The 12,136-nt window shown below is 56.0% G+C and carries 9 protein-coding genes and 1 pseudogene; 6 read left to right on the plus strand and 4 right to left on the minus strand.

Translation table 11 applies throughout. The annotated features are described in order from the left end of the window. Nucleotides 1-89: 89 nt before the first annotated feature. From D8M23_RS12025 to D8M23_RS11800, 3 genes and pseudogenes are all read right to left on the minus strand, one after another. Nucleotides 90-854, minus strand: coding sequence for a recombinase zinc beta ribbon domain-containing protein (locus tag D8M23_RS12025; protein WP_126853434.1), 765 nt, complete (start codon nt 852-854; stop codon nt 90-92). After that, nucleotides 821-1,051 (minus strand): annotated as a pseudogene (locus D8M23_RS12030) (phage holin family protein); the annotation flags it as partial. The pseudogene D8M23_RS12030 and the gene D8M23_RS12025, both read right to left, overlap by 34 nt. Nucleotides 1,052-1,769: 718 nt before the next feature. Beyond that, on the minus strand, nt 1,770-2,042 hold the full coding sequence (locus D8M23_RS11800; protein ID WP_126853436.1) for a hypothetical protein: 273 nt from the start codon (nt 2,040-2,042) through the stop codon (nt 1,770-1,772). Between the two features lie 107 nt (nt 2,043-2,149). On the opposite strand from D8M23_RS11800, the gene D8M23_RS02180 reads away from it, so the two are divergent. From D8M23_RS02180 to D8M23_RS02205, 6 genes are read left to right on the plus strand one after another with little or no spacing between them, the layout of a single operon-like run. Beyond that, the gene (locus tag D8M23_RS02180; RefSeq protein WP_126853438.1) at nt 2,150-2,998 is read left to right on the plus strand and encodes an NBR1-Ig-like domain-containing protein; all 849 of its coding nucleotides are present in this window, start codon (nt 2,150-2,152) and stop codon (nt 2,996-2,998) included. Between the two features lie 5 nt (nt 2,999-3,003). Beyond that, a complete protein-coding gene (locus tag D8M23_RS02185; protein ID WP_126853440.1) occupies nt 3,004-3,234 on the plus strand; it encodes a helix-turn-helix domain-containing protein in 231 nt (76 codons plus the stop codon). Further along, nucleotides 3,234-5,192, plus strand: coding sequence for a site-specific DNA-methyltransferase (locus tag D8M23_RS02190; protein WP_126853442.1), 1,959 nt, complete (start codon nt 3,234-3,236; stop codon nt 5,190-5,192). The genes D8M23_RS02185 and D8M23_RS02190 overlap by 1 nt, the downstream gene beginning before the upstream one ends. 12 nt (nt 5,193-5,204) lie before the next feature. Next, nucleotides 5,205-7,847, plus strand: a complete 2,643-nt coding sequence (locus D8M23_RS02195; RefSeq protein WP_126853444.1) for a DEAD/DEAH box helicase — start codon at nt 5,205-5,207, stop codon at nt 7,845-7,847. A gap of 16 nt (nt 7,848-7,863) precedes the next feature. Next, nucleotides 7,864-8,799, plus strand: coding sequence for a HamA C-terminal domain-containing protein (locus tag D8M23_RS02200; protein ID WP_238693732.1), 936 nt, complete (start codon nt 7,864-7,866; stop codon nt 8,797-8,799). Then, nucleotides 8,792-9,238 carry a hypothetical protein gene (locus tag D8M23_RS02205; protein ID WP_202976111.1) on the plus strand — a complete coding sequence of 149 codons (447 nt, stop codon included), beginning with the start codon at nt 8,792-8,794 and terminating at the stop codon, nt 9,236-9,238. Before D8M23_RS02200 ends, D8M23_RS02205 begins: the two co-directional genes overlap by 8 nt. Nucleotides 9,239-9,341: 103 nt before the next feature. Here D8M23_RS02205 and pepN read toward each other — a convergent pair whose 3' ends face one another. Beyond that, nucleotides 9,342-11,891 (minus strand): aminopeptidase N, encoded by a 2,550-nt coding sequence (gene pepN, locus D8M23_RS02210; RefSeq protein WP_126853445.1) that lies wholly within the window; start codon nt 11,889-11,891, stop codon nt 9,342-9,344. Nucleotides 11,892-12,136 lie beyond the last annotated feature (245 nt).

A 12,136-nucleotide genomic window follows, 5' to 3' on the forward strand; every position in this document is an offset into this window, starting at 1 on the left:
CCGCACACAAGGCGGGCAAGATTTCTCGAAAACCCTAAAGGCTGACGACGATGTCGCTTCCGGTTTTGAAGGTGAACGCGATGGACTCCTCACTCACGGTGGCGTAGTCGATGACGGCCGTCCATTGGGAAGGGCGGAACGTGCTGATCGGCGATCTGCTGGCAGGCGGCGGTGATCGAAGCACGGCGGCTTTCACGGATTTCGACGTCGGCTTCGGCTTGGCGCTTGTCGACGATGGCTTGTTGGTAGCGCGCTTCGAGAGCGGTGAACTGCAGCAGGTAGGCGTCTTGGTCTTGAGCGGTGGTCTGGTTCGCGTGGATCATCGCGTCAAGCTCAGCCTCCATCTCCACGATGTCCTGTTCAAACTGGTCGATGGCTGCGCGTAGTTCGTCGGTTGCGAAGACTTCATCAATGACTTCTTGCAGGTGCCGCTCGGTTTTGACACGGTCAGCGAGCTTGCTTAACGCCTGCAGGAATGCGTCTTGGATTTGTTGGTCACGCAAGGTCGCAGAGCGGCAAATGTGGTCTCCTTGGTATTTGTGGTTGCACTGCCACACGGTGTACTTCGATGGCGAGGTGGATGCCCAGGTTTTGCGTCCGTACCAGTTGCCGCATTCGGCGCATTTCAGGCGCGTGGCGAACAAGCCCTTCTTCGCGGTTCGGGCATCCGAGTGGCGGGTGGCGAGCTCGACTTGGACTTGATCCCACACCTCAGGAGCGATGATCGGCTCGTGATGGTCAGAGACGTAGTATTGCGGGGCTTCACCTTCGTTGGGTTTGGTCTGCTTGGTCAGAAAATCGGTGACGATGGTCTTTTGGATCAGTACATCGCCTCGGTACTTCTCGTTCGACAAGATCGAACGGATCGTCGAGACCGACCACGTGGTTTTTCCTCGCGGCGTGAGAGGTAGAAGAAAATGACCGCCGCTCGCAGGACGCCGGGAGCTCCGAGGACGTGGACGTCGATGAGGTGGGCGAGGCCGACGAGGGTGAAGATGAGGATCTTTCGGCTGATACCCCTAAAACCGACGGAACTGGAGAGGCGGCGCTCATACCTGGCGAAGCAGGGTCAAGATCGATCTCGAGCATCTGCTCATACGAAAACGGTGCGTTGTTCGGCAGACGGCATCCACGTCGAGGACCGCACCCAGCCCCGCACGTGCATTTCTTCTTACCCTTGCTGCGATCCCTGCGAACCGCCTGATGCGTGGCAGCTTCCTCTGCGTTCCACAACTCGTCGAGAATCTTCTGTGCCGTGCGGGGCTTAACCTGATCAAGCGGAACACCAGTAGCTGCGGCACGTTGCTGCCGGTCGGTAGCGATCATGAGAGCGAACTCGCCAGGGCCAATGTCGAAAGTGTCAGTGATGGACTCGTTCTTGTTGTTTTCCGCTTCGTGCTTGAAGGTGACCTTCATCGAAGGATCTCCATTTCTCCGGGAATCCCGGTGATTTGGAGACCTGATCTGTTTGGCTCAGATCACTGGTGAGAACTGCTAGGAAGACGACAAAGGCGAGCCACCCCACCAACCCTTCAGCGAAGAAGGGTTGGGTGAGGTGACCCGCCGAGCGTTCCCAGAGCAGGTCTCACTAGTGAATCTTTTGTCCTAACCCCACGGCCTGCACCCGCCGTAGGGCTTGCCCATCCGCCAGATGAGCTCCTGAGCATCACGCTCAGGCTTGGAGAACGTCAGTACCGGTGGCCACCAGCTCTACCGTCTCCTCCCGTCCTAGTGGGAGAAGCACTCACACCAGACAGGAGTAGCTGCGGCTACTTGCCGCGCTTGGATGACTTGGCCTGCGCCAATGCTGATGCGGCAACGGACTTCGAGTCCTTGCCATAACGGCCATCGGTCAGAATCTTCGACGCCTTGGACGCCACCTTCGCAGACGTCTGCTTCACGTTCTTACCCATGTGTTTCACCTCCTTCGCTACGTTCAGAGCACCCGCCACCAGTTGGTGCGTGTTCGTGAGCGTTAGCGCGAGTCGGCGTGCGATAATGAGATGACAGTTGCTCGTCTCGTCGGCTCGTGTTTTGCTCACATATTCATCAAACGCTGTGGTTTTGGGACTTCAGATCGGTGAGAGGAGCAGAAGCTGGGACTTCTGGGACTAGTTTTTGGGACTCGTAGTAAAGGAGCGTGAAACATATGGGTTTGCCCGATTTTTGTCGCGCTGTTTATAAGCGCAAGAGTCCCATCACCAACCAGGCAAAATTCGTCCAAGCCGTATTCCAACACGCTGGCAGTGCAGAGCGGTTAGACGACGAGTACGCACGCAAGATCTTTACCGGGGCAAAACCGATCTCCGAACCGCAATACGAGTCATTTCCTACACCGGTGAGCAAGAAATCGTTGCATGATTTCCTTCTTAGCCACCTGACGCCCCTCCCAAGCACGAAGCGCACGTTGGATGATCGTTGCCAAGAAGTCGGCAAAGACGCCGGGCTGCCCTCAACCCTCACTATCGAACCAGAAGCGTTCATTTGGGCACTTACGGATTGGTTCGACGCGATCATCCACGATCCAGACCATTGCGATGTCCTCGAACGCTGCTACCGACTTCGCCTTGAAGACCTGGAACCAGAAGAAATAAACCCCGCGCCGCAGCCGCTCTATCAAGGAGATCGCGTCGACGTGACGGAACCGCCTGCACTGCAAAAACACAGGCCAGGATTTTGGGACGAGTTCACTCACACATGGACAATGCGCAACGTTGGCAGCATCGACTGGACCGGTCGGACACTCGTCTGTACGAATCCCACAGACCCGCGACTCCGCCCCGTCGACACGATCACGATTGACATTCCTGACAGCCCACCAGCGACAGGAAAGTTCATAAAGATCTCCTGCACGTTTCGGGCGCAAGGCTACGAAGGAGCAGCCTCAAGCCACTGGGAAATGCGCAACCAGGAAGGCGAGAACTGCTTCCCTCGTGAAAGCACGACCTTCAATGTCGATGCCACAGTTATTAACCCGGATCTTCACTTGACAAGGTAGGGATGATGAGCGAAGCTGAACTAGAAAACTGGGTCACTATGAAAGAAGCGCAAGCTCACCTTGGGGTGCGCCGGGAGACCATCACGAAATGGATCACAACGCACAATCTTCCCGCCTACAAAGTCGGCAGGGTCTGGAAATTCAAACTCTCAGAAATCGACGAGTGGGTTCGCACCGGTCAAGCCGCAGAAGAACCACATCCCAACAACACTCACGAGCCTAAGGAGGAACGCTAATGCCAGAACTAAACTGGGTCGGCAAAGACAAGGTGATCACCCACCATCTCGACGTTCCCTACCGCGTCCTTGACCGCCAATACTCATATGACGAGCACGGCCAACACGATGCGGACAACGGCTCGCAGAACATGATCATCCACGGCGACAACCTCGAAGCCCTCAAAGCCCTCCTGCCGCGCTATGAAGGAAAAGTCGACTGTACCTACATCGATCCTCCCTATAACACAGGTAACGAAGGCTGGATCTACAAAGACGCCGTCAACGACCCGCGAATTAAGAAATGGCTTGGTGAAGTCGTTGGCAAGGAAGGCGAAGACCTCTCGCGCCACGACAAATGGCTATGCATGATGTATCCGCGCCTGCGCCTGCTGCAGCGTTTGCTTGCACCGACTGGTGCTATTTTCATTTCGATCGATGACAACGAGGCCGCGCATCTGAAAGCTATTTGCGACGAGATCTTCGGAGCCCGATGCTTTGTGGCTGACATCTCGTGGCAGCGAAATTATTCGACCCGTAATGATTCCAAAGGAATCCCTGCCGAGGTTGAACACTTGCTCGTGTTCTCCAAACAGCCAGGATGGAACCCCAACAAGCTCGAACGCACAGCCGACATGGATTCGATTTATAAGAATCCCGATAATGATTCAGGAGCCTGGACTTCGGATAATCCATTTGCTCCAGGGGCGGCTACCCACCAGGGCATGGTTTACGCGATTCAACACCCATTTACCGGGGAGCTGGTGTATCCCGCCAGAGGCCGTTGTTGGACTTTTGAACAGGCTGAGGTACTGCGTATTCTCTCGGGATGGACTGATTACGAGTTGCGTGACCTGGACGATGCTGATGAGCGCGCGCGGGTGTGCGGCGTCGCTACTGACGAGGTCAAGCCGGGAGTGTTGGGCATTGTGCTTGCCAAGCCATTGGATCAGGCTCGCGCCGACGCCGAGGCTGTCTATGAGCGTGGCCAATGGCCGCGTTTCTACTTCACGAAAGGTGGCGAAGGCGGCGTTCGTCGTAAGACATACCTAGATAGTGTGGGTGGGTTGCTTCCGACGAACTTTTGGTCGTATGAGGTTGCCGGGCATACCGATGAGGCGAAGAAGGAGGTCCGTGCGATCTTCGATGGCCGTGTCGCGTTTGATACTCCGAAGCCGACCCGGCTCATCGAGCGGATCTTGAAGATCGCGACTAAACCGGGGGACATCGTCCTCGACTCATTTGCGGGGTCTGGTACGACGGGCCATGCAGTGCTTAACGTCAACAAGGCTGATAAGGGCGAGCGTTCGTTTATCCTTGTCGAGCTGGGTGATTATGCCGACTCGGTGACTGCCGAGCGTGTCCGTCGCGCGATCACTGGATACAAGGGTGAGTCTGAAGAATCGATCACGTTGTACGAGCATAAGCTCACGTTGGCGGCGATGAAGAAAGCCGATGGCCTGCTCGCCGAGGCGAACAAGATTTATGAGGAGGCTCAGGGCAAGTACACCAAGGTGTCACGCCCGAAGATCGTCACGAAAGTGACAGGTAAATCGGGTAGCTCCTATCTACAAGTTGTCGCTACGCAGTCACACGACCATGATGTTTCGGGTACGGGAGGTGACTTCTCCTTCTATGAGCTTGGCGCGCCGCTGCTTGTGGAGGGCGATTTGAATCCCGACGTTCCTCTTGAGCGGGTTCGTGAGTATGTGTGGTTCACCGAGACGGGACAGCCGTTCTCGAATCCGACCAGTGCCCATCCGTATTTCTTAGGACGGCATGAGGATGCGTCGTTGTTTTTCGTGTTCGACCCGGATCGTGTGACGAGTTTGGATCGTGACTATCTGGCCTCTATCCCGATCGAGTGTGCGGCTAGTTCGTATGTTATTTATGCCGACACGTGTTTGTTGTCGGATGAGGAGCTGCGCTCGCTGAATATCACGTTTAAGAAGATCCCTCGGGATATCACCCGTCTCTAAGGAGTGTTGGTTATGGAGTTGAAGAAGTATCAAAACCGGGTGATTGCCGATCTGGAGGATTACCTCACCCAGCTTAACGAGCAGCCCACTCTGAGCGATGCGTTCAAAGTGTTTTGGGAGTCCCGCCAGATCGAGGTTGGCACCCCGCAGATGCCGGGCTACCAGAACGTGATCGACGGCGTCCCGCACGTGTGTTACAAGGTCCCGACCGGTGGTGGGAAGACGTTTTTGGCGTGTGCATCAGTGAAGCCGATTTTCGAGGCTCTGCCACCGACACGGAAGAAGGTCGTAGTGTGGCTGGTGCCCTCAGATTCGATTTTGACGCAAACCTTGGCGGCATTGAAGAATCCGGCCCATCCGTATCGGCAGAAGCTGAACGCTGATTTTGGTGGCCGTGTTGAGGTGTATTCGAAAGAAGAGTTGCTGGCAGGGCAGAATTTCAGCCCGTCGACGGTGGCTGAGCAGCTGTCAGTGATGGTGCTCTCCTACGACTCGTTCCGCTCACGAACAAAGGACGGGCGCAAGGCATACCAAGCTAATGGGAATCTCGCCTCGTTCGCGACCGCGTTTGGTGCCCCGGAGCAGCCGATCGAGAACGCGGATGAGACTGCACTGTTCCAGGTGATTAACCAGTTGAATCCCGTCGTGATCGTGGATGAGTCGCACCATGCGACGAGCACGTTGAGCCAGGAGATGCTCACGAATTTCAACCCTGCATTCATTCTTGATCTGACCGCAACCCCGAAGCGGCAAGCGAACGTGATCTCGTATGTGGATGCGCTCTCACTCAAGAACGAGAGCATGGTCAAACTTCCAGTCATCGCATATAACCGGGCGTCGCAAAAGGATGTTGTCACTGACGCGATCGACCTACGCCGTTCACTAGAAGTCGCTGCTACACAGCAGTATAAAAGTGGTGGCGCTTATATTCGCCCAATCGTGTTGTTTCAGGCTCAGCCGAAGACGAGTGAGGACGCTACCTCGTTTGAGCGGCTGCGTGACAAGCTCGTCAAGGCGGGTATTCCTGCCGAGCAGATCGCGATCAAGACCGCCGACGTGAACGAGCTCAAGGGCGTAGATCTGCTCAGCGAAGAGTGCCCGATCAGGTTCATCATCACGGTGAACGCGTTGAAAGAAGGTTGGGATTGTCCCTTCGCCTATATTTTGGCGTCGTTGGCGAACAAGACCAGCCAGGTCGATGTTGAACAGATTCTTGGCCGTGTTCTGCGCCAACCCCACACTAAGCAGCAGCCGAACACGCTGTTGAACATGAGTTACGTGTTGACCTCCTCGAACGATTTCGGGGCCACGCTCAATCAGATCGTTGCGGGTCTCAACAGTGCAGGATTCTCCAAGCGCGACTTCCGCGCAGCCGACCAAGTAGCTTTCGACTTCACCAACACGAGCCAGTCAACCCAACCTGCCCCGACGCCTGCAGACCCGGAGCAGAGTGTGGACGTTGAAGAGTTCTTGGAGTTCGATGAGCAGGAAGTTGCAGCTGATCTAGATGCGCGAGAAGAATCCGCAAGTTCACAAGAACCTTCAGCTGATCCGACAGTGGCTTCGATGATCGAGCAGGCTGCCCAGCAGGGTGCGGACTATGAGCAGGAGGCCGAAGAAGCTGCACAGATGGGTGGGGGCTTCGTTCCCTCGGATTTGGAGGATGCTGTGGACACGAGCTTCGTGAACCCCGAATTTGCTGACGAGATCGAAACCCTTCGCCTTCCCCAATTCGTCATCCAAGAACCCGGATCAGCATTGTTCCCTACTGCTCATGAGGGATACAACGAGCTCAAGCACGAGGCACTAGCCGGTGACTTTGACTTAAAGACGAAAGACATCGACATTGACCTGTCGACGGCAGACGAGCAGATGTACAAGATCGACGTGCGAAAAGACTCCGAGGTTCCTAAAGCCTTCCGGATGTCGAGTACCGATCAGAAATTCATGCGCGAACACTTCTCGAAACTGAGCGTCGAAGGACAAAAACGCAACACAGCTGAAGCGATCTACCAACGGATCAAACCGATCAATTCGATCACTGACTCTGATTTGCACGCATACATTGTGCGGATGGTTGAAGCGTTCGGCACCGAGCAGCTGCTGACCTATCAAGAGCACCCGCATGCGGTAGCAAGCAAGGTCAAGCAAAAAATCGATGGTCTTTTGGAAGCGCATAAGGTCAAGAGGTTCTATGGGGACATCCAGACCCGGCGTGTTGATGTTCAAGCGCTATACACGTTTCCGAAAGCGATCCAGCCCATTCATGCCAGCTCCCTGATTGGCAGGTCGCTGTATGAGGCCGAAGACAAGATGAACAACTTTGAGCTCGAACTCGCTGGTCGTTTCTCCGGAATGGACAACGTTCGCTGGTGGCACCGCGTGATTGAACGCAAGGGTTTTTGCCTCAATGGTCCGTTCAATCACTACCCAGATTTCGTCGTAATGACCACCAACGGCACCATCGTGGTCGTCGAGACCAAGGGCGAACATTTGAAGAACGACGATTCCAACCGCAAGATCAAACTCGGCCGGGAGTGGGCAAACAGGTCTGGCAATGGCTACCGCTACTACATGGTCTTCGAAGATGGCGTCACTCCACCGGACGAGGCGGTCACTTTGTCGGAGCTCGTGCGTATCCTCGAAAAGCTGTAGGCGGGAAGGACACCTTTTGGGGGAAGACGAGATGGCGCAGGCGACAATCACGCCAACGCTGCGCGGTGACACGTTCGAGTCCACGTTCACCGAGGTGCATCATTCGAATACGTTAGGGCTTCGAAACGACGAACAGTTACGCCTGTTCCATCTGTCTGTTCAAAACAACCGCTTCGACCACACAGCCCTTGTCAAATTCCTCAAACGAAACGTTGGACGCTACGTCTTCTCGCGCGCCGAATACGAAGGCTATAAGCAACGAGACGATCTCGAAGAGGTCGCTCTCGACGCGGTGAACCTAATGCGTTCACAACAAGACGACATGGGGCTGGGCGAAATCTTGCTCTACGTCCTGCTCGAACAAATCCTCGAAGCGCCCAAAGTGCTGAGCAAGATCGAGCTCAACCAAGCGCAAGGCCAGATCCACAGCCGCTGCGACGCCATCCACCTGCTCACACCAGTGGGCCAGCGAACCACAAGCAGCATAGTGTTTGGAACCTCCAGTGTGGTCGGCAACATCGGTGATGCTATCACTGCAGCATTCGACTGCGTCGTAGACATCGAACAGCACCGAACACGCGAAGTTCAGCTCGCTGAGAATACCGTGTTCACCAAGACCCTCGACGAAACGACCGCAGGATACGTTAAGGATCTGTTGATCCCGAAGCCTGGCGGGGCACCCGTGTTCGATACCGCTTATTCGATGTTCCTGGGCTACGACATCGGTTTAGATCCAAAGAACTATGGCAACCAGCAATATCGAGCTGCGCTCGATCAGAAAATGCAGGGCGATATCACAGCACACACCCAAATGATCGCCAACGAGATCAACACACGAAACCTAGATAACTACTCCTTCTACATCTACGTTTTGCCCCTCAATGAAGTAGACGTCGACGCGGTCGCAATCATGGATGGGCTCGTCAACGGGCCAGATGGTAGCCATGTCTGACAAGCAAGTAACAGTCGACGAGCTCGTATTTGCCGATATCGACTCCAACGAATTTCTCAAACAGCTGTACGCCAATTTGCTCCACAACTACGGCTTACATCGATTGGGGCTGGCGGATCGTCAACCATACGATGTGGATCTTGAAGCCGCCCTGCGGTTCGCTGACCTGCTGTCGAAATCAATCCACCCTAACAATCGTGACCGGCACAGGGTGTGGGCGCAAGAAATCGCGCTCCTGTGCCACATCCTCTACCCACAAGACGCACGAACGAAAGCATACGTTCCTGCAATCTTCACCACGCTAGGTAACTACCCAGGCCTGAAGCAGCTGGGCGTGACTTCCGATGCAGGCATCCTCGACGCCGCATTCAATGCCTACCAAGCCGAATACCAAACCCCTCACTCCCAGGTTTTTCTTCATGGAAGAACGGGGGAGTGAGGGGTTTTGCGTTGGTAACCCGTTATTTCTGTGGCACCTTTTGGGGAAGAATGTTTAGGCATTTTCAGCCCCAAAATTTCTCTGCGAGAATGCCGTGTCGGGGTTAAATATCAGCCGCCTGAACCTTCAGGGCACGAGCCACGCCGTCGCGCGCCTCCGCAATCTGCCGGCGCAGCGCCGCCGCATCCTCAGGCAATGACGCCAAATAAGTTTCGGTGCGTTCCAGCAGCTCGGCGGTCGGCTCTGAGGGGTACATGCCGCTAATAATCTGCAAAGAAATCTCATGCGAACGGGAACGCCACACGCCCTCAACCAGCTCAAAGTACGGCTCAATATACGGCTCGGTCAGTTCCTTCTCGCCAGCCTTAAAACCGGCAATGGCGTACCGCTGGATCATGTTCGACAGTTCACCGGTCACCATGATCTTCTCCCAGTACTCTGCCTTAGCCTCGGCGGTGGGGAACGATGCGTACGCCTGCGCCGCGTACTGCTGGCCGTTTGCGGTGTTATCGCGCTCCAGCTCGGCCGCAATCTGCTCGCTGGTGGCCCGCCCGCCGGTTGCCAGGCGGCACAGCAGGTTCCACCGCAGGTCCGTATCAATTTCCAGGCCGTCGAGGGTGATCGACCCGTCGAAGAGGCGCTGCACGTTCTCGTACTGTTCAGCGGTGCGGGTCTGGTTAACGAACGCCTGCACCAGCTGCAGCTGCGCATCCGAATCCGGTTCTGCCGCCAGCACCAGCTGCCACAGCCTGTCGGCTGCGTATTCGCGGGTCTCGTCCCTAAACTGGGGATTCACGAACGTGCGTAACGCCGTTGAGAGGCCCTGCAGCTGGGTGCGCATCGCCGTGGAGTTCGTCTCCTGCCCAATATTGTTCAGCACCAGCTCAACGTACTGGCGGGCGGGCATCTGCGCATCGCGCACAGTATCCCACAGGGAACCCCACACCACGCCGCGAGCCACTGACGAATCAATGTCGCCCAGGTGCTTCACGGCGGTTTCGATGGAACGCTCATCCAGGCGTACCTTCGCGTACGCCAAATCTTCGTCGTTCAGCAGCAGCAGATCGGGGCGTTTCTTCCCCACAGCTTCAGTAATCTCGGTTAGTTCCCCATCAATATCAAGCTCAATGCGGTCGGTGCGGGTCAGCTTGCCGTCTGTCAGGTTGTAGAAACCAATGACTGCACGGTGCGGGCGCAGGGTCTCAAACCCTTCAGCATATGACTGGCGCACGCCCAGGGACGTAATGTTCCCTTCCGCATCGTTAGCAACCTCAACAGTGAGGGTGTTCACCCCGGCGGTTTCCAGCCACTTGGCGCTCCATGCGCGCACGTCCCGCCCCGAAGTTTTCTCAAGCTCAACCAGCAGGTCGTCCAGTACCGTGTTGCCCCAGGCGTGCTTGGTGAAATACTCTTTGAGGGCCGCCATGAAATTCTCCTGGCCAACCCACGCCACCATCTGCCGCAGCACCGAGGCACCCTTCGCGTAGGTGATACCGTCAAAGTTCACCTGCACATCCTGCAGGTCACGGATTTCGGCCACGATCGGGTGGGTTGAGGAGAGCTGGTCCTGCCGGTACGCCCAGGTTTTCTCTGAGGCCGCGAACGTGGCCCAGGCTTCTTTCGCGTACCGGGTATTCTCAGCAGCCGCTAGTGTAGACATGAACTCGGCAAACGACTCGTTTAACCACAGGTCGTTCCACCACTGCATGGTCACCAGGTCACCGAACCACATGTGCGCCAGCTCGTGCAGCACCGTAATGGCGCGGCGCTCACGCAGAGCCTCAGCCACCTTGGACCGGAAGACGTACGCCTCAAGGTAGGTCACGCACCCGGCGTTTTCCATTGCGCCAGCGTTGAACTCGGGGACGAACAGCTGATCGTACTTCTCAAACGGGTACGGGGTTTTGAACTGCTCCTCGTAGAACTCGAACCCCTGGCGGGTCAGCTCGAACACGTCGTCGGCATCTACGAACGGCATGAGCGACTTACGGGCGTACACGCCCAGGGGGATGACGCGCCCCTCAGAGTTCGTGAGTTCGCTGGTGACTTTCTCGTACGGGCCAGCCACGATCGCCGTAATGTAGGAGGAGATACGCGGGGTCGGCTTGAAATACCAGGTTTGTGCCCGACCGCACCCGCAGTCTTTCGGCACGATCTTCACCTCGGGTTGGTTAGAAACCACCACCCACGGTGTGGGCACCCGCACGATGAACTCGAACTCCGCTTTCAAATCCGGCTGCTCAAACACGGGGAAAACACGGCGCGAGTCCGGTACCTCAAACTGTGAGTACAGGTACACCTCCCCGTCCACCGGATCCACAAACCGGTGCAGGCCCTCACCGGTGTTGGTGTAGAACATATCGGCGTCAATCACCAGTACGTTCTGCGTGGCAAGGTTCGGCAGGGTAATGCGCTCCCCGTCAGCTAGGCTGGTATCCAACTGTTCACCGTTCAGTTCAATCAAACGCACCGTGCTGGTGATAGCGTCAATGAACGTGGATGCGCCGGGTACCGCGTCAAAACGGATCTCGGTTTTACACGTAAAAACATCTTTGTCGCTGGGCAGGTCAAGCTCAATACGGTAGGTGTGCACGCGCTTAATGACTGTGGCACGCTCAATCGCTTCATCGCGGGTTAGGTTCAGGCCGGGCATAGGTTCCCTTTCTAAAAATGTATATGGTTTTGGTACCGTCATCACAGCTGTTAGCCCCGCAATGTCGCGGGTGTCAGCTGGTTATCTGGGGCGTGGGGGTACAGAGCCACGCAACAGTGCCTCAAACCACAATCTTACCGTATGCCCGGCGGGATAACACCCGAAAAACTGTTGCCCACAGGCCCACCCATAAAAGCCCGTCTGCGACATGTTGTCAGTTACAGGAATACCGCTGTATTCGCTAC

Source organism: Rothia sp. HSID18067 (assembly GCF_003989445.1).
Lineage (GTDB): Bacteria > Actinomycetota > Actinomycetes > Actinomycetales > Micrococcaceae > Rothia > Rothia aeria.

Excerpts from the sequence above, each read along its gene's own strand:
- D8M23_RS02195 (WP_126853444.1), top strand. The coding sequence starts at position 5,205 with ATGGAGTTGAAGAAGTATCAAAACCGGGTGATTGCCGATCTGGAGGAT.
- D8M23_RS02185 (WP_126853440.1), top strand. The coding sequence starts at position 3,004 with ATGAGCGAAGCTGAACTAGAAAACTGGGTCACTATGAAAGAAGCGCAA.
- D8M23_RS02205 (WP_202976111.1), top strand. The coding sequence starts at position 8,792 with ATGTCTGACAAGCAAGTAACAGTCGACGAGCTCGTATTTGCCGATATC.
- D8M23_RS02190 (WP_126853442.1), top strand. The coding sequence starts at position 3,234 with ATGCCAGAACTAAACTGGGTCGGCAAAGACAAGGTGATCACCCACCAT.
- D8M23_RS02180 (WP_126853438.1), top strand. The coding sequence starts at position 2,150 with ATGGGTTTGCCCGATTTTTGTCGCGCTGTTTATAAGCGCAAGAGTCCC.
- pepN (WP_126853445.1), bottom strand. The coding sequence starts at position 11,891 with ATGCCCGGCCTGAACCTAACCCGCGATGAAGCGATTGAGCGTGCCACA.